The organism is Kitasatospora sp. NPDC101801 (genome assembly GCF_044766665.1).
Lineage (GTDB): Bacteria > Actinomycetota > Actinomycetes > Streptomycetales > Streptomycetaceae > Kitasatospora.
Genome location: NZ_JBIWML010000007.1, coordinates 19,835 through 44,124, shown reverse-complemented (window position 1 = coordinate 44,124; position 24,290 = coordinate 19,835). Strand labels below are relative to the sequence as shown.

General features: G+C 73.4%; 25 protein-coding genes. 6 read left to right on the top strand and 19 right to left on the bottom strand.

Going from position 1 to position 24,290, the window contains the following annotated elements; all coding sequences use genetic code 11:
* Window positions 1-48: 48 nt before the first annotated feature.
* Both ACIRPK_RS11750 and ACIRPK_RS11745 read right to left on the bottom strand, forming a co-directional pair.
* On the bottom strand, window positions 49-1,446 hold the full coding sequence (locus tag ACIRPK_RS11750; protein ID WP_403036483.1) for a sulfatase: 1,398 nt from the start codon (window positions 1,444-1,446) through the stop codon (window positions 49-51).
* A 422-nt stretch (window positions 1,447-1,868) separates the two neighbouring features.
* Window positions 1,869-2,885: an NAD(P)-dependent alcohol dehydrogenase gene (locus tag ACIRPK_RS11745; protein WP_403036481.1), complete on the bottom strand. Its 1,017-nt coding sequence runs from the start codon at window positions 2,883-2,885 to the stop codon at window positions 1,869-1,871.
* Window positions 2,886-3,034: 149 nt separating this feature from the next.
* Here ACIRPK_RS11745 and ACIRPK_RS11740 point away from each other — a divergent pair, with 149 nt between their 5' ends.
* A complete protein-coding gene (locus tag ACIRPK_RS11740; RefSeq protein WP_403036478.1) occupies window positions 3,035-3,829 on the top strand; it encodes a helix-turn-helix domain-containing protein in 795 nt (264 codons plus the stop codon).
* 11 nt (window positions 3,830-3,840) lie between these two features.
* Here the strand turns inward: ACIRPK_RS11740 and ACIRPK_RS11735 are convergent, their stop codons facing one another.
* The 3 genes from ACIRPK_RS11735 to ACIRPK_RS11725 form a co-directional block, all read right to left on the bottom strand.
* A complete protein-coding gene (locus ACIRPK_RS11735) occupies window positions 3,841-4,242 on the bottom strand; it encodes a YccF domain-containing protein (RefSeq protein ID WP_403036476.1) in 402 nt (133 codons plus the stop codon).
* A 133-nt stretch (window positions 4,243-4,375) separates the two neighbouring features.
* A complete protein-coding gene (locus ACIRPK_RS11730; protein WP_403036473.1) occupies window positions 4,376-5,593 on the bottom strand; it encodes an MFS transporter in 1,218 nt (405 codons plus the stop codon).
* A 12-nt stretch (window positions 5,594-5,605) separates the two neighbouring features.
* A complete protein-coding gene (locus tag ACIRPK_RS11725; RefSeq protein ID WP_403036470.1) occupies window positions 5,606-6,601 on the bottom strand; it encodes a hypothetical protein in 996 nt (331 codons plus the stop codon).
* A gap of 236 nt (window positions 6,602-6,837) precedes the next feature.
* On the opposite strand from ACIRPK_RS11725, the gene ACIRPK_RS11720 reads away from it, so the two are divergent.
* Window positions 6,838-7,260: an SHOCT domain-containing protein gene (locus ACIRPK_RS11720; RefSeq protein WP_403036467.1), complete on the top strand. Its 423-nt coding sequence runs from the start codon at window positions 6,838-6,840 to the stop codon at window positions 7,258-7,260.
* 75 nt (window positions 7,261-7,335) lie between these two features.
* Here ACIRPK_RS11720 and ACIRPK_RS11715 read toward each other — a convergent pair whose 3' ends face one another.
* On the bottom strand, window positions 7,336-8,061 hold the full coding sequence (locus tag ACIRPK_RS11715; protein ID WP_403036465.1) for a helix-turn-helix domain-containing protein: 726 nt from the start codon (window positions 8,059-8,061) through the stop codon (window positions 7,336-7,338).
* Window positions 8,062-8,180: 119 nt separating this feature from the next.
* Between ACIRPK_RS11715 and ACIRPK_RS11710 the strand changes: the two genes are divergently transcribed.
* Window positions 8,181-9,107: a carbohydrate kinase gene (locus ACIRPK_RS11710; RefSeq protein WP_403036462.1), complete on the top strand. Its 927-nt coding sequence runs from the start codon at window positions 8,181-8,183 to the stop codon at window positions 9,105-9,107.
* Between the two features lie 9 nt (window positions 9,108-9,116).
* On the opposite strand, the gene ACIRPK_RS11705 is transcribed toward ACIRPK_RS11710, so the two are convergent.
* Window positions 9,117-9,374: a hypothetical protein gene (locus ACIRPK_RS11705; protein WP_403036459.1), complete on the bottom strand. Its 258-nt coding sequence runs from the start codon at window positions 9,372-9,374 to the stop codon at window positions 9,117-9,119.
* A gap of 143 nt (window positions 9,375-9,517) precedes the next feature.
* Between ACIRPK_RS11705 and ACIRPK_RS11700 the strand changes: the two genes are divergently transcribed.
* Window positions 9,518-9,955, top strand: coding sequence for a hypothetical protein (locus tag ACIRPK_RS11700; protein ID WP_403036456.1), 438 nt, complete (start codon window positions 9,518-9,520; stop codon window positions 9,953-9,955).
* Window positions 9,956-9,958: 3 nt separating this feature from the next.
* Here the strand turns inward: ACIRPK_RS11700 and htpX are convergent, their stop codons facing one another.
* The 11 genes from htpX to ACIRPK_RS11645 form a co-directional block, all read right to left on the bottom strand.
* On the bottom strand, window positions 9,959-10,825 hold the full coding sequence (htpX, locus tag ACIRPK_RS11695) for a zinc metalloprotease HtpX (protein ID WP_403036453.1): 867 nt from the start codon (window positions 10,823-10,825) through the stop codon (window positions 9,959-9,961).
* A gap of 105 nt (window positions 10,826-10,930) precedes the next feature.
* Window positions 10,931-12,421 carry an NADH-quinone oxidoreductase subunit N gene (locus ACIRPK_RS11690; protein ID WP_403036451.1) on the bottom strand — a complete coding sequence of 497 codons (1,491 nt, stop codon included), beginning with the start codon at window positions 12,419-12,421 and terminating at the stop codon, window positions 10,931-10,933.
* Window positions 12,422-12,460: 39 nt separating this feature from the next.
* Window positions 12,461-13,984 carry a NuoM family protein gene (locus tag ACIRPK_RS11685; protein ID WP_403036449.1) on the bottom strand — a complete coding sequence of 508 codons (1,524 nt, stop codon included), beginning with the start codon at window positions 13,982-13,984 and terminating at the stop codon, window positions 12,461-12,463.
* 31 nt (window positions 13,985-14,015) lie between these two features.
* Window positions 14,016-16,034, bottom strand: a complete 2,019-nt coding sequence (locus ACIRPK_RS11680) for an NADH-quinone oxidoreductase subunit L (protein WP_403036447.1) — start codon at window positions 16,032-16,034, stop codon at window positions 14,016-14,018.
* Window positions 16,031-16,375: an NADH-quinone oxidoreductase subunit NuoK gene (nuoK, locus tag ACIRPK_RS11675; RefSeq protein WP_403036444.1), complete on the bottom strand. Its 345-nt coding sequence runs from the start codon at window positions 16,373-16,375 to the stop codon at window positions 16,031-16,033. The genes ACIRPK_RS11680 and nuoK overlap by 4 nt, the downstream gene beginning before the upstream one ends.
* A 2-nt stretch (window positions 16,376-16,377) precedes the next feature.
* Window positions 16,378-17,016, bottom strand: a complete 639-nt coding sequence (locus tag ACIRPK_RS11670) for an NADH-quinone oxidoreductase subunit J (protein WP_403036883.1) — start codon at window positions 17,014-17,016, stop codon at window positions 16,378-16,380.
* A 2-nt stretch (window positions 17,017-17,018) separates the two neighbouring features.
* A complete protein-coding gene (locus tag ACIRPK_RS11665) occupies window positions 17,019-17,573 on the bottom strand; it encodes a NuoI/complex I 23 kDa subunit family protein (protein ID WP_403036441.1) in 555 nt (184 codons plus the stop codon).
* Window positions 17,574-18,533: an NADH-quinone oxidoreductase subunit NuoH gene (nuoH, locus tag ACIRPK_RS11660; RefSeq protein WP_403036438.1), complete on the bottom strand. Its 960-nt coding sequence runs from the start codon at window positions 18,531-18,533 to the stop codon at window positions 17,574-17,576. It lies immediately after the preceding gene.
* Window positions 18,530-19,498 carry an NADH-quinone oxidoreductase subunit C gene (locus ACIRPK_RS11655; RefSeq protein ID WP_403036435.1) on the bottom strand — a complete coding sequence of 323 codons (969 nt, stop codon included), beginning with the start codon at window positions 19,496-19,498 and terminating at the stop codon, window positions 18,530-18,532. The genes nuoH and ACIRPK_RS11655 overlap by 4 nt, the downstream gene beginning before the upstream one ends.
* Window positions 19,495-20,115 (bottom strand): NADH-quinone oxidoreductase subunit B, encoded by a 621-nt coding sequence (locus ACIRPK_RS11650; RefSeq protein WP_403036433.1) that lies wholly within the window; start codon window positions 20,113-20,115, stop codon window positions 19,495-19,497. The genes ACIRPK_RS11655 and ACIRPK_RS11650 overlap by 4 nt, the downstream gene beginning before the upstream one ends.
* Window positions 20,106-20,513: an NADH-quinone oxidoreductase subunit A gene (locus ACIRPK_RS11645; RefSeq protein ID WP_403036430.1), complete on the bottom strand. Its 408-nt coding sequence runs from the start codon at window positions 20,511-20,513 to the stop codon at window positions 20,106-20,108. The genes ACIRPK_RS11650 and ACIRPK_RS11645 overlap by 10 nt, the downstream gene beginning before the upstream one ends.
* Window positions 20,514-20,729: 216 nt before the next feature.
* On the opposite strand from ACIRPK_RS11645, the gene ACIRPK_RS11640 reads away from it, so the two are divergent.
* A complete protein-coding gene (locus ACIRPK_RS11640) occupies window positions 20,730-21,875 on the top strand; it encodes a sensor histidine kinase (protein ID WP_403036881.1) in 1,146 nt (381 codons plus the stop codon).
* Between the two features lie 78 nt (window positions 21,876-21,953).
* Here the strand turns inward: ACIRPK_RS11640 and ACIRPK_RS11635 are convergent, their stop codons facing one another.
* On the bottom strand, window positions 21,954-23,030 hold the full coding sequence (locus ACIRPK_RS11635; protein ID WP_403036878.1) for a S1C family serine protease: 1,077 nt from the start codon (window positions 23,028-23,030) through the stop codon (window positions 21,954-21,956).
* A 169-nt stretch (window positions 23,031-23,199) separates the two neighbouring features.
* On the opposite strand from ACIRPK_RS11635, the gene galE reads away from it, so the two are divergent.
* Window positions 23,200-24,162 (top strand): UDP-glucose 4-epimerase GalE, encoded by a 963-nt coding sequence (galE, locus tag ACIRPK_RS11630; RefSeq protein ID WP_403036427.1) that lies wholly within the window; start codon window positions 23,200-23,202, stop codon window positions 24,160-24,162.
* Window positions 24,163-24,290 lie beyond the last annotated feature (128 nt).

Here is a 24,290-nt window from a genome sequence, read left to right as displayed (position 1 = left end):
CCCCGGGCCGGACGGCCCGGGGGACGGTGACGGGTCGGGTCGGCTCGGTCAGAGTGCGCGGTCGGCCGCCAACCGGGCGGCCAGGGCCGGGATGCCGAGTGCCTGCTCCTGCTGCGGGGTGGCCTGGTACAGCAGGTTCTGCAGCTGGTACGGGTCGCTCACCAGGTCGTAGTACTCCCGGAACAGCACCTGCCCGGTGCCGGTGACCGTCCCGGCGGCGTCGGTCTTGAGGTCGTAGTACTCGGTGTACTGCCGGTCGGTGGCGACGTACGAGGCCCAGGTGTTGGGCGTACCGGCCCCGGTGCCCTGCCGCCACCACTCGACCAGCAGGTGGTCGCGCCGTTGGTCGCCGAGCAGCGAGCGGCCGTCCTGCGGGGTGTCCGGGACGATGCCGGCCGCGTCCAGGATGGTCGGGGCGACGTCGATGTTGGCGGCGATCCGGTTGTCGGTGGTGCCCGCGCCGAGGCCGCCGGCCGGCCAGGAGAGGTAGAACGGCACCTGGTGGGACGGGGAGTACGGCACCGACTTCTTCAGCCAGCCGTGGTCGGCCCAGGTGTAGCCGTTGTCGCCGAGGTAGACGACCAGGGTGTTGTCGAGCTGGCCGAGCGCGGCCAGCTTGTCGTGGAACGCCTGCACCGCGTCGTCCACCGAGAGCAGGGTGCGGAGTTGCCGCTGCCGCAGCTCCCGGGCGTCCGTCAGGGTGGCGGTGGCGTCGCGGATGTAGGCGGGCTTGTCGCTGCGGTCCTCCTCGGTCACCGAGGGCCGGCCGTTCCAGGCCGGGACCGGAGTGTCGGCGTACTTGGGGGCCGGCTTGTTGGGTTCGTGCGAGGCGTACGGGGTGACGTAGGCGAACCACGGGCGGGTGTCGGTGGCCGCCTTGTCGAGGAAGGCCAGCGTGTGGTTCTTGATCACGTTGGTGGCGTAGCCGTTGATGGTGCGGACGGTCCCGTTGTCGTTGTACCGGGCGTCCTGGTAGGACGGCTGGAGCAGTAGCCAGTCCTCGAAGTGCGGCGGATTGTCCGCCAGCGCCCAGGAGTTGAGGTACTTGCCGAACAGGCCGGTGCGGTAGCCCGCCTGGCTCAGGTATCGCTGCACGGTGGTGTGCTGGTCCAGCGCGGCCGAGGCGCCGTTGTTGCGGACCCCGTGGTTGTGGGCGAACCGGCCGGAGAAGATCGAGGACCGGGACGGTGCGCAGAGCGGCGTGGCGACATGGCCGTTGGGATAGGTCACGCCCTGGCCGCCGAGCCAGGCGATGGTGTTCTGGATCGCCCAGTCGGTGTGCTTGGGCTGGTCGTCGGTGACGATCAGCAGGATGTTCGGACGGGCGGCGGTCGGCGCGGCCGCGGCGGGCGCGGCCGTCAGCGGGACGGCTCCGGCGGCGGCCACGGCGGCGGCTCCGGCGAGGAAGCCCCGCCGGCCGAATTCGGGACGGCTGTTCTCGGGCACCACGGAATTCCTTTCGGCGTCGGTGAACTCCGGCGGCTGCGGCAGGGTATGCCGAATCGATGCCGGAGTTGTGGGAGAACGCGTGCTCCGGGGAGGGGGGAGGGCACCCACCGGGGAATCACGGAAAGGGCTTCGTCAGCGCCGTGATCAGCGCCGACGAGCCGCGGAGGTCACGCGGCGGGGCTACAGAGCCCGCTGGCCAGTCGGCCGAGATCGACGTGGCGGCGGGCAGCGAGGAACTCTCCGGCTGCCATGGCAGCGACAATAGGGGCCGGCCTCGGCGGCCCGCAATGGTGCCCAGCAGGCGGACACGCGGAATTCACGTTCCACCGCCGGACGGCCGAACAGCGCTCCGCGGGAACGGAGTTCGGCCGACCGCCCGGGGCGTCCCACCGTGCGCGGCCAGGTGCACGGGCCGGCCACTACCCGTGGCTGATCACCACCCGGCCGAAGGCACCGCCTTCCCGGTGGTACCGGAACGCCGCCAGGACCTCGGCGAACGGGAACACCTGGTCCAGCACCGGCCGGACCCCGTGCACCTCCAACGCCCGGTTCAGCGCGGTGAACTGCGCCCGGCTGCCGACCGCGACACTGCGCACCTGCACCCCCGAGGCGAACAGCAGCCGGGCGTCCACCGGCGGGGCGGTGGGGGCGTCGGCGACCCGGAAGCCGACGTACGCCAGCTCGGCGCCGATCCCGGCCGCGCGCAGCGACTGCTCCAGCGGACCCGCGACGTGCACCACCTGGTCCGCACCCCGGCCGCCGGTGAGCTCGCGGACCCGCTCGTGCCAGTCCGGCTCGGCGGTCCGGTCGATCACCTCGTGCACGCCGAGCTCCTTGAGCCGTACGGCCTTCGGCCCGCCCGAGGTGGTGGCGATCACCCGGGCGCCGGCCAGCAGGGCCAGTTGCACCGCCGCCAGGCTGACCGCGCCGGTGCCCAGGGTGAGCACGGCCTCGCCGGGGAGCAGCGGCCGGCCGCCGGTGAGGGCGTTCCACGCGGTCAGCGCGGTGAGCGGCAGCGCGGCGGCCTCCTCGTACGACAGGTGTCCGGGTATCCGCACCAGGGCCCGCTCCGCGACCACCCGGTACTCGGTCAGCGCGCCGTCCAGCGAGGAGCCCAGCTGGGCGGCCCGGTCCAGCCCGAACGGGCCGTCCAGCCAGTCCGGGAAAACCGTCAGCGCGACCCGGTCACCGACCCCGAAGGTGCCGACGGCCGGACCGACCCCGACCACCTCCCCGGCTCCCTCGCACCCGGCGACCACACCCGGCACCACCGGCAGCGGGTAGTCGTCGGCCAGGATCAGCCCGTCCCGGAAGCTGACGGCGTTGGCACGCATCCGCACCAGCACCTGCCCGGGGCCCGGTTCGGGCACCTCGTGCTCACGCAGCGTCAGGCCAGCCGCTCCGGTGCCCGTGCCGGTCAGGTGGTAGCTCTTCATGACTCTCCTCAGGTGTGCCCGAACCCCGGCGCATCCAAGGGGACTTGGGACGGCCGGCGCCTCGACGGGGTGACAGGGACGATCCTGCGCGAGCCGACGAGCCGTCTCAATTCCGTGCAGGGAATGACGGGGCGGGCTATAACCGTCCGGTGAGCACCGTGACCGAACCCGGCCCGTTCCCCGCCGAGTTACGCCGCCGCCGGACCGAGCGCAGGCTGAGCCAACTCGAACTGGCCCTGCGGGCGGGCACCACCCAGCGGCACCTGAGCTTCATGGAGCGTGGCCGCTCCCGCCCCGGGCGGACCATGGTGATCCGGATCGCGGAGTCGCTCGACCTGCCGCTGCGCGAGCGCAACGCGCTGCTGCACTCGGCCGGTTACGCACCCGTGTACCCCGAGTCCCGGCTGGAGACCCCGATGCTCGGCCCGGTCCGGGAGGCACTGGAGGTGATCCTGCGCGGCCACCTTCCGTACCCGGCCCTGGTGCTCCGCCCGTACGGCGAACTGGTGGCCGCGAACAGCGCGGTGGACCTGATCACCGAGGGCTGCTCGGCCGAACTGCTCACTCCGCCGGTCAACCTGATCCGGCTGCTGCTGCACCCCGACGGCATGGCCCGCCGGGTGCTGAACCTCCCGCAGTGGGGCCGCCACGTCACCGAGAACATCCGGCGGGCCTCGGCGAACGGCCACCACGACGCCCGGCTGGCCGCCTTCGTCGCCGAACTGGAGGGCTACCTGCCGCCCGCCGCACCCGACCCGGAGCACCTCGGCTTCGCGGTCCCGCTCCGACTCGCCGCACCCGAGGGCGAGTTGCGCCTGATCACCACGATCACGTCGTTCGCCACCGCCCTGGACGTCACGCTCGCCGAACTGCACCTGGAGGCGTTCCTGCCGGCCGACGAGGCCACCGCCGCCGTCCTCCGCGCCCGGGCCGCCACCGGCTGAGCCGCGACGGCTCAGCGGCCGCCGAACTTCTCGTCGGTGGAGACCACTTCGCGGCCCAGCGGCATCAGCGAGATCGGGATCATCTTCAGGTTCGCCCAGCCGAACGGGATCCCGATGATCGACAGGAACAGCGGGATGCTGGTCGCGATGTGCCCCAGCGCCAGCCACCACCCGGCGAACACCAGCCAGACCACGTTCCCGACGCAGGACGGGGCCCCGGCGTCCGGCCGCTCCACCGTGGTCCGCCCGAACGGCCAGAGCACGTAGCCCGCGATCCGGAACGACGCGATGCCGAACGGGATGGTGACGATGAGGACGCAGCAGATGATCCCGGCGAGCACGTAGGCGAGCGCCATCCAGATGCCGCAGAAGATCAGCCAGAGCACGTTCAGCACGAAACCAATCACCTTCATGACACCACCCTCCCACGAGCCAAGTCCCGGCGCGGGCTCCTGCCTTGACCGGCGCGTCCGATCTCGGCCGACGGCGCGCCGGAAGGTGACGCAGCGCGCATGTCGAGTCACCCCGCTGCGGTGCTCGGCGGCGTCAGGCCACGGCCCGGAGCACGCCCACGCCCGGTCGGACGAAGCCGGGGCGGGCGGCCAGCAGCCCGCAGACGGCTTCGGGCACCACCAGGGCGAGTAGCAGCAGGAGCGGGGCCGTCCAGCCGCCGGTGGCGGTGCGTACCGTCCCGACCGCCAGCGGCCCGAGGGCGGCGAGCAGGTAGCCGCCGGTCTGGGCCAGGCCCGACAGGCGGGCGGCGGTCCCCGGGTCCGGGGAGCGCAGGCTCAGCAGGGTGACGGCGAGTGGGAACGCACTGCCGTTGGCGACACCGAGCACCGAGACCCAGAGCCAGCCGACCTGTGGGGCGAGCAGGATGCCGCCGAGCCCCACCAGCATGGCGACCGCGATCCCGGCGACCAGCGGTCGCTGGTCCCGCAGCCGGGCGGCGGCCACCGGCACGACGAAGCCCAGCGGGATGCCGATGGTCAGCATGACCGAGACCATCGTCCCGGACTCGGCCGCGCCGAACCCCTGATCCCGCATCAACTCCGGCAGCCAGGCGGTCAGTACGTAGAACATCAGCGACACCGCCCCCAGGAAGCCCGCCACCGCCCAGGCCGACGGCGAGCGCAGCAACGAGGTGTCCGCCGCACTCGCCGCCGGAATCGGCGTCCGGTGACCACGCAGCACCGGCAGGCACCAGACCAGGGTGGCGAGCAGCGCGGGAAGCGCCCAGGCCGCGAGGGCCACCGGCAGCCCGGCGGCGCGGTCGAGCGGGACGGCCGCTCCGGCGGCGAGCGCCGCGCTGCCCGCCATCGCCGTCATCGCGAGGCCGGTGCACGGGCCCACCCGGGTGGGGAAGTGCTGTTTGACGAAGGCCGGCAGCAGGACGTTGCCGACCGCGAGGCCGACCCCGGCCAGCACCGTGCCCGCGAACAGGGCCGCCGTGGCGGGGACCGCCCGGAGCAGCAGGCCGGTGGTGACCAGCGCCAGCGCGCCGGCGACCGTCGGCCCGACACCCGCCCGGCGGGCCACCGCGGGCGCGAGCGCGGCGAAGGCTCCCAGGCAGAGCACCGGCAGCGCGGTCAGCACGCTCAGTTCGAGGCCGTTCAGACCGAACGCGGCCCGTACGTCGCCGAGCACCGGCGCGATGCCGGTGATCGCGGTCCGCAGGTTGACGGCCAGCAGCACCAGGCCGACCAGCGGCCAGGCCCGGCCGACCCCGGCCGTCATGGCCGTCATGGCCGTCACGGGGGCCATCGGCGCACCCCGCTACGAGGACGCGGTGCGGAAGGGGCAGGCCAGCTGCTCCTGGATGGTGTCGGAGAGCAGGTCCTCCTTCCCCTTGAGCGCGTCCGCGATCTCCTGATCGACCGGGAAGACCAGCTCCGCCGCGACGTTGTCCTGCACGATCCGGGCCAGGTTGTCGAGCGCGGTGAGCACCGGGTCGGCCGGGAGCTGGGCGGTCGGCACGTCGAGCAGGTGGGTGTCGACATTGGCGGGGTTCATGAACTGCCGGATGATGATCGTGTTCTGGTTCAGCACCGAGGTGGTCCAGATCGACAGCACCACGGTGTAGAGGTCCTGCCACCGCTCCGCGCCGACCTGGTCCCGCCACCGGCGCAGCAGCGCCTCCACTCCGGCGATCTGGGCCCGGGCCGCGTGCGCCATGGTGGTGCGGATGTCGCCGTACACGCTGCCGGAGAAGTCGGTGAACGACTCGCGGTCGAACGATCCGCGCCGGACGGTCTCCTCGGCGAAGCGGAGTGCCGCGTCGAGGATCCGGCCGGACGAGACCGCCAGCTCGGCGGGCAGGTCGGCCGCACCGAGCCGACGACGGGCCGCCGTCAGGGTGCCCGCGAAGTCCTGCAGCGGGCGGACCCAGCCGCCGCCCTGAGAGCCCTTCAGGTACGGGGCCAGGATCGAGAACGTCCCCAGCGGCACGTGGGCGATCGACTTCGCGAGCTCGAACACCTCCGCGACCGGGTGCACCGACTCGCGTTCGCCGTCGTGGACCAGGGTGTAGCGACCGCCCTGGGAGTCGTTCTCGACCACGATGACCGGGGTGAGCCGACCGATCAGGTCGGCCTTGAGGGCGGCGTAGTTCCGCCGCATGTCGGCGTTGACCGCGAGGACCGCGTCCCGGGCCTGCCGCACCGGGTCGGACCGGAACGCGACCAGCTGGAGGTCGTGCGGGTCGAGGTCCGCCGCGTGGTCGTTCCTCGGGCACCGCTCGGAGAAGTTCGGGGAGTTCGCTGAGGTTGCCATCGTGCTCCTCTGCCAGGTGACCGGTGCCCCGCCCCCGGCACGGCCGGAACCCGTGCCCGCCACCGGGTTCCCAGCCTCCCGGTCCCGACGTCCCGGCCGACAGGGCTCCCCGTCCCGACCCGACCCGCGTCCCGGCCCCGGCCCCGGCCCCGGCCCCACGCACCGTCAGGCCCCGAACGGCGCAACCTGCCCCGGCTCCGCGCGCGGGGCGCCCGAGCAGTCACCACTGTGGTGGCATGGACGACTATCCGCTGCTCAATCTGTTCTGGACCATGATGTGGATGTTCCTCTGGGTCCTCTGGTTCTTCCTGCTCTTCAAGATCATCACGGATATCTTCCGCAGCCACGACATGGGCGGCTGGGGCAAGGCCGGGTGGCTGATCTTCGTGATCCTGCTGCCCTATCTGGGTGTCCTGGTCTACCTGATCGTCCGCGGCAGGTCGATGAGCCACCGGGACGCCGAACAGGCGCAGCAGGCCGACGCCGCCTTCAAGGACTACATCCGGAAGGCGGCCGGCACACCGGACGGTGGCGGCAGCTCGGCCGGTGGCCGCAGCGGCGGCGGGATCGACGAACTCGCCAAGCTCGCCGCCCTCAAGGAACAGGGCGCCCTGACCGAGGAGGAGTTCCGGCTGGCCAAGCAGAAGCTGCTCGCCTGACCCACGGCACCGCCCGTCGGCCGGAGCCCTCGGGCCCCGGTCGACGGCGTCGGGACCACCGCCGCCGGGTCGGTCTCAGCGCCCGCGTGCCGCCAGCTCCACGGCCGCCCGCGAGGCGGTCAGCCCGGGCAGCGTCCGCAGGTCCGCCCCGGTGAGCTGCTGCCAGCGGTCGAGGCGGCGGGCCAGCGCGTCGGCGGACAGCCGGAGCACCCGGGCGGCCGGGCCGACCGCGAACCCGTGGTCGGCGAACGCCCGTACCGCGTCGGCCAGATGGGGAAAGGTCCGGGCGGTGGCGACGGCCGGGGCCAGCAGCGGGTCGAGCCGGTCGGCCGCGGCCGTGGTCACGGCCAGCGGCCAGAGGTCCTGGAACCGCCAGAGCCCGGACCGGCCGGCCGCCAGCGCCGCCGCCGCCCGGGCGTCCGCCAAGGTCTGCAGAGCGGCGTCGGGACCGATCCGGAGCAGCCCGACCGCCAGCCGGCCGACCGCACCGAGCGCAGTCAGGACCTCGCCCTCCGGGACGCCCTGAGTGAGGATCAACAGCCCCTCGGGCCCCTCCCCCGCAGCACACCGCCCGGCCAGCCGGTCCAGTCGCCGCTGCGCCTCGGCCACCCCGGGCCCGTCCGCCACCCAGCCCTGGAAGCCCTCGTCCGGGTCCAGCCCGGCCGCCTCGGCCGCCGCCCGCAGGGTCCCGGCGGACACCGATCCGGCGGCCAGCCGGACCAGCCACGGCCGGGCCGCCGACCGGCCGGCCGACTCCCGTACCGCCACCAGCAGCTCGGCCAGCAGCTCGCCCTCCCCCACCACACCCACCTCCCGCCCCAGGAGCGGCCAGCGTAACCGCCGCACTCCCCGGCAACCAGCGCGATCGGTACGGTGAAGGTCGTCCGCGACCCTCCCCACCGCATCGGAGCCGACGGCCCATGACGACCTCCACCCCGTCCTTCCTCGTCATCGGCGAGAGCGTGGCCGACATCGTCCGCGCCCCCGGGCGGCCGGACGTCCCGCACCCGGGCGGCAGCCCGGCCAACGTGGCGTACGGGCTGGGCCGGTTGGGCCGGCCGGTGGCGCTGCTCACCCAGCTCGGGGACGACGAGGTGGGCCGGCTGATCGCCGCCCACCTGCGGTCGGCCGGGGTGGAGCTGCCGGCCGACGGCCGGACCGGGGTGCGCACGCCGACCGCGATCGTCACGCTCGACCCGGACGGCCGGGCCGGGTACACCTTCGACATCCACTGGTCGCTGCGGCCGGTGGACCCTCCGGCCGGGGCCGACCACGTGCACCTGGGCTCGATCGCCGCCGTCCTGCCGCCCGGCGCGGACGCCGCCCTCGGGCTGCTGGAGCGGCTCCGGCCGGGCGCCTCGGTCAGCTACGACCCGAACGTCCGGCCCGCGCTGTTCGGCGCACCGGCGGCGGCGCCGGCCCGGGTCGAGCGCTGTGTCGCGCTCAGCGACCTGGTGAAGGCCAGCGACGAGGACCTGGCCTGGCTCTACCCCGGCTGGTCCGAGCAGCGGGTGGCCGAGCACTGGCTCGGCCTCGGTCCCGCCCTGGTCCTGATCACCCGGGGCGGACGGGGCGCGGCCGCCTTCACCCCGCGCGGCACGGTCGAGGCGGCCGCCGAGCCGACGGCCGTGGTGGACACGGTCGGCGCGGGCGACGCCTTCATGTCGGCCACCCTGGACGCCCTCGCCGGCCGGGGCCTGCTCGGCCCGACCGGCCGACCGGCGCTCGGGGCGCTCACCCCGGCGGACCTGACCGCGCTGCTCCGGTACGCCGGCCGGGCCGCCGCGATCACCGTCTCCCGGGCCGGGGCCACCCCGCCGACCGCCGCCGAGCTGCTCGCCGGCTGACGGTCGGGCTCAGACCGACATCGGCCACTCGGCCCCGTCGAGCTCCAGCACGCAGGACGGCCCCTCCGGGCCGACCCGGACGGTGAACGGGCGGGGCGGGTCGCCCGGCAGCGCGTCCCGGACGGTCCACGGGCCGTGGCCGTGAACGCGCTGCAGGCCGACCTCCTTGCCGTCCACCAGCAGTTCGATCTCGGTGTGCAGACCGCGCCGGAGGTTGACGGTGACCGAGTGGCTGCCGTGGTCGCGGTGGAAACAGTGCTCGTGCATGCTGACCCCTCTCCTGCCCTCCCATCGTCACCCCCCGGCCGGGCGGCCGTCCATCGGCCGCTCCGTCCGGCGTGCCGGACACTGCCTCAGCTCACATAATTGGACAAACTGGTACATCGTCAGTTGGTCCCCAGGAGGCAGTCATGGCCCAGGAATCCGGCCCGCTCTACGACCCGTCAGGCCCCGTGCCGGTCTCCGGCGGAGGCCGTCGCAACACCGGGGCGGTCACCGGCCTGGTGCTGTTCGCCGGTGTGATGATGCTGATCGACGGCGTGCTGGGGATCTTCCAGGGCGTGGTCGCGATCGCCAAGGACGACGTCTACCTGACCACCCCGAACTACGTCTTCCAGTTCAACCTGACCAGCTGGGGCTGGATCCACCTGGCGATGGGCTTCGTGCTGGTGCTGGTCGGCTACGGCGTGCTCAGGGGCGCCGCCTGGGGCCGGGTGGTCGGCATCGCCCTGGTCTCGGTCAACCTGGTGCTGAACTTCCTCTTCCTGCCCTACTACCCGCTCTGGTCGCTGGTCGCGATCGCCCTGAACGCCTTCGTGGTCTGGGCGCTCTGCACCTACCGGGACTGACCCCTACGGCAGCCGGTGGCCGGCCATCCGCTCCAGGCGGGCGATCCGGTCGGCCATCGGCGGGTGGGTGGCGAACAGCCGGGTGCCGTGCTCGCCGGTCCGGAACGGGCTGGCGATCATCATGTGGCTGGCGGTCTTGAGCCGGGGCTCCGGGGCCAGCGGGAGCCGCTGGGTGCCCGCCTCCAGCTTGCGCAGGGCACTGGCCAGGGCGAGCGGGTCGCCGGTGATCCGGGCCCCGTCGGCGTCGGCCTGGTACTCCCGGGAGCGGCTGACGGCCAGTTGGATCATCGAGGCGGCCAGCGGGCCCAGGATCATGATCGCGAGCATCCCGAACAGGCCCGGGCCGTCGTCGTCCTCGCTCCGGCCGAACGGGATCAGCCAGGCGAAGTTCACCAGGAACATCACCACCGTGGCCAGCGCGCCGGCCACCGAGGAGATCAGGATGTCCCGGTTGTAGACGTGGCTGAGCTCGTGGCCGAGCACCCCGCGCAGCTCGCGCTCATCGAGCAGTTGCAGGATGCCGTCGGTGCAGCAGACCGCCGCGTTGCGCGGGTTCCGCCCGGTGGCGAAGGCGTTCGGGGCCGGGGTGGGCGAGATGTACAGCCGGGGCATCGGCTGCCGGGCCGAGGTGGAGAGCTCCCGGACGATCCGGTAGAGCCGGGGCGCCTCGATCTCGCTGACCGGGCGGGCCCGCATCGCCTTCAGGGCGAGCTTGTCACTGTTCCAGTAGGCGTAGGCGTTGGTGCCGAGGGCCACCAGCAGCGCGAGCACGAAGCCCGTCCGGCCGAAGAAGCTGCCGACCACCAGGATCAGCGCCGACAGCCCGCCGAGCAGCGCAGCCGTCCTCAACCCGTTGTGCTGCCGGTGCACGCAGGCCCTCCAAGTGGTGCGGTGGGAAGCCTTCTGGAATCGTCCCTCTGCCTGGATCAACGGCAGGACGAGGCGGCTTCGTTCCCGGCACCGGCGGGGGCGGGGTCAGAACAGGCTGCCCGAGACCACCTGGAGCACCAGCTGCGGCGCCACCGAGAGCGCCACGGCGACCGCCGCGGTGAGCCCCAGGGTGGCCCGCAGCGGGCCGGGGACCCGGGTCGGGGCGCTCTCGCCGGCGGCGAACAGCTTCGCCGTCCAGGCCAGGTAGTAGGAGAGCGCGACCACCACGTTGGCCGCCATCACCACCGCCAGCCAGCCGAGACCGGCGTCCACCGCCGCGCGGAAGACCACCACCTTGCCGAACAGGCCGACCACGCCCGGCGGCAGCCCGGCCAGGCAGAGCAGGAAGAAGGCCAGCGCCAGCGCCGTCCAGCGGTTCCGGGCGAACAGGCCCTGGAAGTCGTCCAGCCGGGAGTGCCCGGTGGCCGCGACCGCCGCGAAGGCGCCGAGGTTCACCACGCCGTAGACCAGCGCGTACGCCACGGTGGCGCCGACCGGCCGGTCGGAGCCGGCGTACCCGGCGGCGGCCAGCGGGACCAGCAGGTAGCCGGCCTGGCTGACGGAGGACCAGGCCAGCAGCCGCACCGCGCCGTTCGGGGCGGCGGACCGCTGGCGCAGCGCGGCGACGTTCCCGGCCGTCATGGTGACGGCGGCGAGCACCGCCAGCACCAGGCCCCAGGTGTGCCCGTACGGGCGGAACGCGACGGTGGTGACCAGTGCGAGCCCGGCCAGACCGGCGGCCTTGCCGACCACCGAGAGGTAGCCCGCGACCGGGACCGGGGCGCCGACGTAGGTGTCCGGCACCCAGAAGTGGAACGGGACGGCGGCGGTCTTGAAGGCGAAGCCGACCAGGGTCAGCACCGCCCCGGCCTCGGCCAGGTGCCGCAGCTGGGCCGGGGCTGTGGTGAGCGCGTCGGCGATCGCCGACAGGTGCAGGGTGCCGGTCGCGGCGTAGACGAAGCTGACGCCGAGCAGCATCACGGCGGTGGCGGTGACCGAGGAGAGGAAGAACTTGAGCGCCGCCTCCGCGCCCCGGCCGTCCCGGCGCAGCGCGACCAGCGCGAAGGCGGGCAGCGAGGCCACCTCCAGCGCGACCACCAGGGTGGCCAGGTCCCGCGAGGCGGGCAGCAGGGCGGCCCCGGCGGCGCTGCTGAGCAGCAGGAACCAGAACTCACCGCCGGGCAGCCGGTCCGCCGCCACGGTGTGCACCGAGAGCAGGGCCGCGATCAGCGCGCCGCCGAGCGCGAGCAGCTGGAAGGCCAGCGTGAAGTGGTCCACCACGTAGGAGCAGTCGCCGTCGGTGACGCAGAAGGTGGCGCGCGGGTCGCCGAGCGCCAGCGGGAGCAGCGCGGCGAGGGCCAGGGTCAGGCCGCCGAGCGCGATCCAGGACAGCGCCTTCTTCCGGCTCCCCTTCAGGAACAGGTCGGCGACCAGCACCACCAGACCGGCCAGCGCGGCGACCAGCGGGGGCGCGACGGCCACCCAGTCGACGGACTGGACCAGGGCGCCCGGGTCGGCGACGGCGAGAGGAGTCATGGCGGTCGGCCCCTGGGAGATAGGGAGGGTGAACACGGGTCAGCCGCCTCCGAGCAGGTGCTTGACGGCCGGGTCGGAGAGTCCGAGCAGCAGCGCGGGCCAGAGCCCGGCCACCACGGTGAGCGCGGCGAGCGGGGTCCAGCTGACCGCCTCGTACGCCTGGAGGTCGGGCACGTCCGAGCGGCCGGGCTGCTTCGGGTCGCCCATGCAGACCCGCTTGACCACCACCAGCAGGTAGCCGGCGGTGAGCAGGGTGCCGAGGCCGGCCAGCACCAGGTAGGTCAGGAAGGCCGGGCGGGACAGCCCGGCCGCCGGGTCGAAGGCGCCGTACATGGCGAGCAGTTCGCCCCAGAAGCCGGCCAGTCCTGGCAGGCCGAGGCTGGCCACGGCGGCGAACGCGAGCAGGCCGCCGATCCTGGGCGCCCGGCCGTACAGGGCGGCGCCGGTGGCACCGGCCAGGGTGTCCAGGTCGGCGGTGCCGTAGCGGTCCTTGACCGCGCCGACCAGGAAGAACAGCAGGCCGGTGATCAGGCCGTGGCCGATGTTGGCGAACAGCGCGCCGTTCACCCCGCTCGGGGTGAGCGAGGCGATGCCCAGCAGCACGAAGCCCATGTGGCCGACCGAGGAGTACGCGATCAGGCGCTTGAGATCGCCCTTGGCGCCGGGCCTGGCCAGCGCCAGGCAGGCCAGCGAGCCGTAGACGATGCCGACCGCGGCCAGCGCACCGAGGTACGGGGCCAGCGTGGCGGTGCCGTCCGGGACCACCGGGAGCAGCACCCGGACCAGGCCGTAGGTGCCCATCTTGAGCAGCACCCCGGCCAGCAGCACCGAGCCGACGGTGGGGGCGGCGGTGTGCGCGTCCGGCAGCCAGCTGTGCAGCGGGAAGGCCGGGGCCTTCACCGCCAGGCCGATCATGATCGCCAGCGCGGCGGTGACCTGGGTGGTGTGGGTCAGGCCGCTGCCGTGCGCGGTGGCCAGCTCGGTCAGGTCGAAGGTGCCCGCCTGACCGCCGATCAGCAGGAAGCCGAGCAGCATCACGGCGGAGCCGAGCAGGGTGTACAGGATGAAGCGGTTGGCGGCGGGCACCTTGGCGCCACTGCCCCAGCGGGCGATCAGGAAGTACATCGGGATCAGCACGATCTCGAAGGCCAGGAAGAACAGCACCAGGTCGAGCACCACGAAGGTGGCCAGCATGCCCACTTCGAGCAGCAGCACCAGGCCGGTGAAGGCCCGGGCGCCGGGCCCGGCCGGGAGCTTCCGGCTGGAGTACACCGCGCAGAGGAAGGTGAGCAGCGCGGTCAGCACCAGCAGCGGCAGCGAGATGCCGTCCACCCCGAGGTGGAACCGGACGCCGATCGCCGGGATCCAGCCCACGTCGGTGACGGCCTGCATCCGGGCCGGGGTGTCGTGGTCGAACCAGGCGGCCAGCGCGATCGTGCCCGCCAGCACGGCGCCGGTGACCCCGACCCCGAGGCGGAGCGCGGCGCGCTCGCCGAGCGGGGCCAGGGTGAGGGCGGCGCCCAGCAGCGGCAGGGCCAGGAGGGCGATGAGGAGCACGTTCACGAGGCCCTGCCTCCGAAGCGGTGAGAGAGGGTCATGAGCCGACCGCCACCAGGACGGTGAGCACCACGACGGCGCCGAGCAGCACGCTCAGGTAGGTCTGGGCGTTGCCGGTCTGGCTCCGGCGGACCGCCCAACCGAGCAGGTTGGCGCCGGTGCCGGTGCCCCGGACGTAGGTCTCCACCACCTCGCGGTCCAGGAAGCGGACCAGCCGCGCGGCGGCCAGGGTCGGGCGGACGAACAGCGCGCTGTACAGCCGGTCCACGTGGAAGCCGTGCAGTGCCGGGCCGAACAGCGGCCCGAGCAGCAGCCGGCCGGGGTCGGCCGGCGGCTTGGGGCGGGCCGGGGCCAGCGTCTCGGCGGCGGGCGGGCCCGCCTGCTCCGGCACCCGCTCGGCCGCCGCGGCGGCCCGGGCGGTGACGGAGCGCCAGGCGCCGTACCCGATCAGGGCGCCCGCCAGGGCGAGTCCGGTGCCGATCACGGCGGTCACCGTGGACGGGCGGAGCGAGCCGCCGTCCAGCAGGGCGGGCAGCCAGTCCGGGCGCAGGCCGAGGACGCCGAAGCCCATGGTCGGGATCGCCAGCACCCAGAGCGGCCAGCGCATCGCGGGCGGCTCGGCGTGCGCCGGGTCGGCCTCGTCGATCTCGGCGGAGTACGGGGCGTCGGTGGCGGCGGTCAGCGTGACCGGCGCACTGTGGAAGGCCAGCAGCCAGAGCCGGGCGGCGTACGCGGCCGTGAGCAGCGCGGTCAGCCCGGCGGCGACCAGCACGATCCAGCCGGCCGTGGCGGGCACGGCCGAGGCCGGGCCGAGGCCGTTGGTCAGCGCCTCGCCGGTGGCGGCGTGCTCGGCGGCGGTGAGCACCGCCTCCTTGCTGAAGAAACCGGCGAACGGCGGCAGGCCGATCAGCGCGACCAGCGCGATGCCGGTCGTCCAGTAGGCGTCCGGCACCTGCTTGCGCAGCCCGGGCATCCGGGCCATCGCGCTGAGCGAGTTGGTGTGCGCGGCGTGGATGACCACACCGGCGGCCAGGAACAGCAGCGCCTTGAAGGCACCGTGGCTGACCAGGTGGAAGACGGCGGCCTGCCGGTCACCGGCGGCCAGCGCGCCCGCCATGTAGCCGAGCTGACCGACCGTCGAGTACGCCAGCACCCGCTTCAGGTCGTCCTGGGCCAGCGCGCAGAGCGCGGAGCCGACCATGGTGACGGCCGCCAGCACCGAGAGCACCACCAGCGCGGCACCGGAGGCCAGGAAGACCGGCAGCAGCCGGGCCACCAGGTAGATGCCGGCCGCCACCATGGTGGCGGCGTGGATCAGCGCGGAGACCGGCGTCGGGCCGGCCATCGCGTCGGGCAGCCAGGTGTGCAGCGGGAACTGGGCGCTCTTGCCCGCGACGCCCGCGAGCAGCAGCAGCGCGGTCAGCGTCGGGTGCGAGAGCTGCCCCTCGGTGGCGACCTTGAGCACGCCCTCGATCCGGAACGTCCCGGCGTCCGCGCCGAGCAGGAAGAGGCCGATCAGGAACGGCACGTCGCCGAGCTTGGTGACCAGGAACGCCTTGAGCGAGGCGGAGCGGGCGTCGGCGGTCTCCCAGTGATGGCCGATCAGGAAGTACGAGCAGATGCCCATCACCTCCCAGCCGACCAGCAGCACCACCAGGTCGCCGGAGAAGACGACCAGGAACATCGCCGCCGTGAAGAGCGAGACCAGCGCCGCGTACGAGGGGTAGCGCGGGTCGTCCTTGAGGTAGGCGGTCGAGTACACCTGCACGCAGGTGGCGACCAGGCCGACCAGCACCGAGATCAGCGAGCTGAAGCCGTCCAGGTGCAGCGCGAGCGAGAGCTCGGGGCCGCCGGTCGGGGCCAGCCGGGTGGCGGCGTCCAGGCTCTGGCCGGTGCCGAGCTGGAGGGCGACCACCAGGGCCAGCACCGCCGAGGCGGCCACCGGCAGGATCGCCAGCGGCCGGGTCAGGCCGGGGGCCCGCTTCCCGGTGGCCAGCGTGGCGGCGGCGCCGAGCGCGGGCAGCACCGGGACCAGGACGGGGAGGGCGAGGTTCATGCGACGGCCTCTGCTGACGTGTCGTCGTCTTCCGCCGGGTCGCCGAGCGCGGTGAGCCGGTCGATGTCGGCGGTGCGGCGGGTGCGGAACACCAGCAGCACGATGGCCAGGCCGAGGCCGATCTCGGCGGCGGCCAGCGTGATGGTGAAGAGCGTGAGCGCCTGGCCGCCGTGCAGCGCGTCGCGCAGCCAGACGTCGAAGGCGACCAGGTTGAGGTTGACGGCGTTGAGCATCAGCTCGACCGACATCAGCACCAGCACCGTGTTGCGCCGGGCGAGCACGCCGTAGACACCGATCGCGAAGAGCAGGGCGGCCAGGACGGCGGGGTAGGCCAGATGCATCGTCAGCTCTCCTTGCCGGTGCCGACGGGCGCGCTGGTGCCGACGGCCTTGCCCGCGCGCAGCTTGCCGGGGCGCGGCTTGGGCTTGCGGCCCTCGCCGTCCCGGCGGGACAGCACGATCGCGCCGACCAGTGCGGCCAGCAGCAGCACCGAGAGCGCCTCGAAGGGCAGCACCCAGTGCCGGAACAGGTACTCGCCGGTGGCCCTGGCACTGCCCGCGCCGGCGCCGAGGTCGATCCAGGAGGTGCGGAAGGCGTCCACCACCAGGGTCACCAGGGTGCCGGCGGTGGCCAGGCCGACGGCCGACGCGGCCCACCGGTTGCCGGAGTCGGCGTCCGGGGAGCGGCCGATCGGGGCCTTGGTCAGCATCAGGCCGAACAGCACCAGCACGACCACCGAGCCGAGGTAGATCAGCACCTGCACCCAGGCGACGAACTCGGCGGTGAGCAGCAGGAACTCCACCGCCAGGCCACCGAGCGCGACCACCAGCCAGAGCGCGGCGTGCACCAGCTGCCGGGTGGTCACGGTGATCACGGCGGCGGCCAGCACGACCACGCCGACCAGCAGGAAGACGATCTCCACCCCGGTCGGGGAGAGGAAGGAACGGGCGGCCGGTTCCAGCGGACCGGCGGCGGCCAGCAGGCTCACGACTCGTCACCCTTCGCCTCGGCGGCGAGCTGGGCGGCGTGTGCCTTGTCGGCGGCCTTGCGGGCCATCGCGATCTCCTTGGGCTCCTCGGCCGCCGGGTCGAGCGCGGGCGGTGCGGGCACCGTCCACATCCACTCCCGGAGCCGGTCCCGCTCGTGGGTCAGCTCCAGGATGTCGGTCTCCGCGTACTCGAACTCCGGGGACCAGAACAGCGCGTCGAACGGGCAGACCTCGATGCAGATCCCGCAGTACATGCAGAGCGAGAAGTCGATCGCGAACCGGTCCAGCACGTTGCGGGTCCTGGCCCGGGCGTTCGGGTCGGCGGCGGGCAGCGTCTCCTTGTGGGAGTCGATGTAGATGCACCAGTCCGGGCACTCCCGGGCGCAGAGCATGCAGACCGTGCAGTTCTCCTCCAGCAGCGCGATCACGCCCCGGGTACGCGGGGCGAGGTCGGGCTGCACCTCGGGGTACTGCGCGGTGACGGTCTTCTTCGTCATGGTGCGGAGCGTGACGGCCAGGCCCTTGGCGAGGCCGCTACCGGGAAGCTTCATCTAGGAGATCGCCACCTTCACGATGCCCGTGAGGGCGAGCTGGGCCAGCGCCAGCGGGATCAGCTTGGTCCAGGCGAACCGCATCAGCTGGTCCTCGCGCAGGCGGGGGAAGGTGACCCGGAGCCAGATCACCACCAGGGCGAGGGCGAAGGTCTTCAGGATCGTCCACAGCCAGCCGAGCTGGTCCGGCAGCGGGCCGTGCCAGCCGCCCAGGAACAGCACGGTGGTGAGCGCGGAGACCACCAGGATGCCCGCGTACTCGGAGAGCAGGAAGAACGCGAACCGGATGCCGGTGTACTCGGTGTACGCGCCGAAGATGATCTCGGAGTCGGCCACCGGCATGTCGAACGGCGGGCGCTGCAGCTCGGCCAGGCCGGCCACGAAGAAGACGAAGGCGCCGACGATCTGCCACGGCACCCACCACCACTCGAACTGCTCCAGGATGCCGGGCAGCGAGAGGGTGCCGGCCGCCATCGCCACCGAGGCGGCGGCCAGCAGCATCGGCAGCTCGTACGCCATCAGCTGGGCGGCCGTGCGCAGGCCGCCGAGCAGCGAGAACTTGTTGGCCGAGGCCCAGCCCGCCATCAGCGAACCGAGCACCCCGATGCCCATCACGGCGAGCACGAAGAAGATCCCCGCGTCGATCGCCTGACCGACGAAGCCGCCGGGCCCGACCGGGATCGCCAGCAGCACCACCAGGTACGGCAACAGCGCGACGGCGGGCGCCAGTTGGAAGACCCGGCGGTCGGCGTCGGCCGGGACGATGTCCTCCTTCTGGACGAACTTCACCCCGTCGGCCACCAGCTGGGCCCAGCCGTGGAAACCACCGGCGTACATCGGGCCGAGCCGGCCCTGCATGTGCGCCATCACCTTGTGCTCGGTCTGACCGATCACCAGCGGGAAGACCAGGAAGACCACCAGCACCGCGACGCAGCGCAGCAGCATCTCGAGGAAGCTCATGCGCTGTCTCCGTCCTTCGGCTCGGGCTCGGTGGCCGTGGGGGGCACCGCCGGGGCGCCGGGGCCGCCGCTCACGGGCGGGGCGGGCGGCCCGGGCGGCGCCGACGGTTCGTCAGCGGTGGCCGGCACCGGGTTGTGCCACGGGGCGTCGGCCGACTGGGTGCGGGCCGGGCGCGGGCGCTCGACCGGGGCGGCCGGAGCCGCCGGGGCGCCTTCGGCCTGGCTGACCGAGCCGTCGCTGATGCTGCGGGTCCGGCGCGGCCGGGGGGCGGGCGCGCCCTCCGCCCCTTCGGCGGCGGGAGCGGCGGGACCGGCCGCACCGGCGGCGGCCGCCCGGGGTGTCCGGGCGGCGCGGGCCGGGCGCTCGGCGATCGGCGGCAGGGTGCCCTTCAGCGGGCCCCACTCGTTCGGGTCGGGCACGCCGGCCGGCTGCATCTTGCGCCGGGCCGGGCCGTCGCCCTCGCTCTCGCCGGGCTCCTTGGCGCCGGGCCAGGCCTTGGCGACCCGGGCCGCGAGCACGAACTCCTTGCGCAGCGGGTGGCCCTCGAAGCCGTCCGGCAGCAGCAGGGTGACCAGGTGCGGGTGGCCGGTGAAGTCGATGCCGAACATCTCGGCGGTCTCCCGCTCGTGCCAGCCGGCCCCGGCGTAGACGCCGAGGGCGGTCGGCAGCGCGGCGGCGTGCCGCGGCACCTTGGTGCGGAGCAGCAGGTGGCGGACGGGGCCCGCGCCCGCGTCGGCCAGGTGCGCGGCGACCGAGAAGCCGTCGGCCAGCTCGTCGACCGCGCTCAGCCAGTCGAAGAAGGTCAGGCCGAGGGCGTCCCGGGCGGCGGTGAGCGCCTCGATCCAGTGCTCGGCGGGCACGTCCACGGTGAGCAGCCGGTACGCCTCGGTGGCGGTGGCCCACTCGCCGATCGCGGCGACGGCGGCCTCGGCCTGGACGCCGGCGGGGGTCTGCGGGTCGGTCACTTCTGCTCCGCCTCGGGCCCGGCCACCAGCGGTCGGCGCAGCGCGGCGGCGGGCGCCGCGTACCGCTGCGGCAGCGACTCGGCCGCGATCTTCTCCTGCAGCTTGAGGATGCCCTGGAGCAGCGCCTCGGGGCGGGGCGGGCAGCCGGGCACGTAGACGTCGACCGGGATGATCTGGTCCACGCCCTTCGTGACCGAGTACGAATCCCAGTACGGGCCGCCGGAGTTGGCGCAGGCGCCGAAGGAGATCACGTACTTGGGCTCGGGCATCTGCTCGTACAGCCGCTTCACGGCGGGTGCCATCTTGTCCGTCACGGTGCCCGAGACGATCATCAGGTCGGCCTGCCGGGGGCCGGGGGCGAACGGGATCACACCCATCCGGATGAAGTCGTGCTTGGCCATCGAGGCGGCGATGAACTCGATCGCGCAGCAGGCCAGGCCGAAGTTGAAGCACCAGAGGCTGTACCGGCGGCCCCAGTTGAGCACCACCTTGACCGGGTCCGGCGCCAGCCGGGCCAGCGGGCCGAGCCGGGCCGGCTCCACCGCACCGGGCTTGGCCGGGTCGGGGATGCCCAGCGGGACCGGGCCCCCGGCACCGTGCGAGTGCGTCACGTCCATTCCAGAACGCCCTTCTTCCAGGCGTAGAGCAGCCCGACCGCGAGGAAGCCGATGAAGACGAACATCTCCACCAGCGTGGCCGCCCCGAACCCGGCGGCGGCGAACACGGTCGCCCACGGGAACAGGTAGATCGCGTCGACCGCGAAGATCACGTAGAGGAACGCGTAGACGTAGTACCGGATCTGGGTGTGTGCCCAGCCCTCACCGACCGGGTCCACCCCGCACTCGTAGGCGAGCTGCTTCTCCGGCGAGTGGACCACCGGTCGGAGCAGCCGGTTGGCGGTGAAGGACACCGCGATGAACAGCACGCCGACCACCGCGAGCAGGCCCACCGCCGCGTACGCGTCGAAGTAGCCACCGCCCACGGCAGGGTCGGCAGCGGCCGACAGCCCCTCCATGCGTTCGCCTCCCGGTCACCGCTGGTCCCACACGTCCAAAACCGTCAAGGCGTGAGTCTAAGTGCAGCGCCCCGCTCCGCTGACCCCCTGCCCGACCCGTAAGACACACCGTGGTGGGGATATCCCCACCTCCGGAATGCCAACTGCCCCCATGGTCCCGGGCCGCCCCGAGCCGGGATGCTGGGCGCAGAGGTTCTACGAGAGGCTTGGTGCATGATGAAGGAGATCCCGGACCGTCCCCCGCTCTACGGGGCGAAGCTCTGGCGCCAGGTACAGCACCTACTGCTCAACCTGCCGCTCGGGCTGGCCGGATTCACCTTCACGGTCACGCTGTTGAGCGTCGGGCTGGCCCTCGCCGTGACGGTGGTCGGCCTGCCCCTGCTGGCCGCGGGCCTGGCCGGCTGCCGCGGCTTCGGCCAGTTCGCCCGGAAGCGCTGCGCGCTGGCGCTGGGCCTGGAGATGACCGAGGCCCCGCCGGTCCGGGTCACCCGCCCGGGCCCCGCGGGCCGGGTGTCGGCCGCCCTGACCGACGCGCTGGGCTGGCGTTCGGCGCTCTACGCGGTGCTGCTGCTGCCCTGGGGGATCATCAGTTTCACCCTGACCGTCGTGCTGGTGCTGGTCGGCTGGCCGCTGCTGCCGTGGGCGGCCCGCTTCCTGTCCACCGTGGACCGGATGCTGGTGGACAGCCTGCTCAGCCCGAACCCGCTCTCCGAGCGGGTCCGTGAACTGGAGGACGACCGGGGCGCGGTGGTCGACACCGCCGCCGCCGACCTGCGCCGGATCGAGCGCGACCTGCACGACGGCGCCCAGGCCCGGCTGGTGGCGCTGGCGATGGACCTCGGCCTGGCCAAGGAGAAGCTCACCGAGGACCCGGTGGCGGCCGCCGCCATGGTCGGTGCCGCGCACGGCGAGGTGAAGCTCGCCCTGCAGGAGCTGCGCGACCTGGCCCGGGGCATCCACCCGGCGGTCCTGACGGACCGTGGGCTGGACGCCGCCCTCTCCGCGGTCGCCGCCCGCTGCACCGTCCCCGAGGGCGTCACGGTGAAGGTCGACCTGCCGGGCCGGCCGGACTCGGCCGTCGAGGGCATCGCCTACTTCACCGTCAGCGAGCTGCTCACCAACGTCTCCAAGCACGCCGGTGCCAGGGCCGCCTCGGTGGAGGTCTGGCAGGTCGCCGACCGCCTGATGGTCCGGGTCGAGGACAACGGCAAGGGCGGCGCCGCCTCCTACCCCGGCAGCGGCCTGGCCGGTCTGACCGAGCGGATCGGCGCGGTGGACGGCCTGCTGGTGGTCGACAGCCCGGCCGGCGGCCCGACCGCGATCACCGTCGAGCTCCCCTGGCGGACCCGGGTGGCCCGCTGACGGTACGGCAGCGCTGGGCCCGGCAGGCCGCACCCCCTTGCGCGGTGGGTGGCCTGCCGGGCCCGGCCGTCTCTGCGGCTACAGGCTGCCGAGGGTGACCTCGGCGGTCTTGGCCGCGCCGTCCCGCTGGTAGGTGACGGTGATCTTGGCGCCGGGCTGCAGCGCGGCCAGCGCGGTGGTGAGGCCGTTCATACTGGTGACGGTGGTGTCGCCGACCTTGGTGATCACGTCGCCGGGCTGGAGCCCGGCCGAGGCGGCGGGGCCGCCCGCGGTGACCGCCACGACCGCCACGCCGGCCGGCCGGAAGTCCGCGTTGAAGTAGGTCCGGGCGGTGATGCCGAGTGCGGCCCGGCCGGAGTTGGCGACCTTGCCGTCCTTGATCAGCTGGTCGGCGATGTTGGTGATGGTGGCGGCCGGGATGGCGAAGCCGATGCCCGGGGCGGCACTGCCGTTCATGTCCGGGTCGGTGGCGGCCAGCGTGTTGATGCCGATCACCTGGCTGCCCAGGTTGACCAGCGCGCCACCGCTGTTGCCCGGGTTGATCGCGGCCGAGGTCTGCACCATGTTGCCGATGGTGGCGCCCGGCGAGTCACCGCCCTTGGGCTCGGAGACCGTCCGGCCGGTGGCCGAGACGATGCCCTGGGTGACGCTGGAGGAGAGCCCCAGCGGGCTGCCCATGGCCAGCGTGATCTGCCCGACCTCGACCTTGCCGGAGTCGCCGAACACGGCCGGCTTGAGCCCGCTCGGCGGGCTGTCGAGCCTGATCACCGCGAGGTCGGACTCGGGGTAGCTGCCGACCAGGGTGGCCTCCAGCGCCTTGTTGCTGTTGGCCAGCGTGACGGTGAAGGTCCTGGCGCTGCCGACCACGTGGGCGTTGGTGACGATGTTGCCCTTGGTGTCGTACACGATGCCCGAACCGAGCCCACTGGCGGTGGTGATCTGCACCACCGAGGGCAGCACGTTGGCGATCACCTTCTGGTAGTCGTCCTGGAGCTGGTTGCCGCTGGGCGACGCCGGGGCGGTGGCGCTGCCCGAGGCACTGGCCGAGGAGGAGGAGCCACCACTGCTGCAGCCGGTGACCAGGGCGGCGGCCAGCAGCAGTGCCGCCCCGGAGAACAGCAGGCGGGGACCGGTCGGCCGGGGACCCGCCGGGATCGGGCGGGTGGGTTCCTTCTTGGGGTGCACCTGAGCTTCCTCCGGTTCCGTACGCGGACAGCATTGGGCAGCATTGCACCGAAATGTCCGTTTCACTGGAACCGACGCGCCGTCACCGCCCGGTCGCCCGGGCCCGGTTCGACCCGCCTCCCGGCTTAGGATTTCCGCCATGACCTGGTTGATCACCGGCGGAGCCGGTTACATCGGCGGACATGTCGCGCACCAGCTGGCCGAAGCCGGCCGACCGGTGGTCGTCCTGGACGACCTCAGCAGCGGCGCGGCCGACCGGGTCCCGTCCGGCGTCCCGCTGGTCATCGGCTCGACCCTGGACCGGGCCCTGCTCGACACCACGATCCGCGAGCACGGGATCACCGGCGTGGTGCACATCGCCGCCAAGAAGCAGGTCGGCGAATCGGTCGCCGAACCCCTGCTCTACTACCGGGAGAACCTCACCGGTCTGCAGACCGTGCTGGCCGCCGCCGTCGACGGCGGGGTCCGCAACGTGGTCTTCTCCTCCTCCGCCGCGGTCTACGGCATGCCCGACGTCGACCTGGTCGCCGAGACCACCCCGTGCGCCCCGATCAACCCCTACGGCGAGACCAAGCTCGCCGGCGAGTGGCTGGTCAACTCCGTCGGCCGGGCCCACGGCCTCTCCACCGTCTCGCTCCGCTACTTCAACGTGGCCGGCACCTCGTCACCGCTGCTGGCCGACGACGGCGTCTCCAACCTGGTCCCGATGGTCTTCCAGCGCCTGACCGACGGTCAGCCCCCACTGGTCTTCGGCGACGACTACGACACCCCCGACGGCACCTGCGTCCGCGACTACATCCACGTCGCCGACATCGCCGCCGCCCACGTCGCCGCAGCGGCCCGCCTGGACGCGGGCGGTGAACCGATCGCGCTCACCCTCAACATCGGCCGCGGCGAAGGCGTCTCGGTCGCCGAGATGCTCGCCGTCATCGCCCGCGTCACCGGCGACCCCACCGCCCCCCAGGTCACCCCCCGCCGCCCCGGCGATCCCGCCCGCGTGGTGGCCTCCGCCGACCTGATCCACCGCGAACTCGGCTGGCGCGCCCGGTACGACCTCGACGCCATGGTCACCTCCGCCTGGTCCGCCTGGCAGCTCCGCTGAGCCCTGCCTGCCGGCAGACGCCCGGGCACCGCATCAGCCACGCGCCACCCGGGGGGTCGGGGAACTGCGACGCCCACCCGTGCAAGGTGATCCGTCCGCACATGGCCAGGCACGTTCGCAGTGACCCG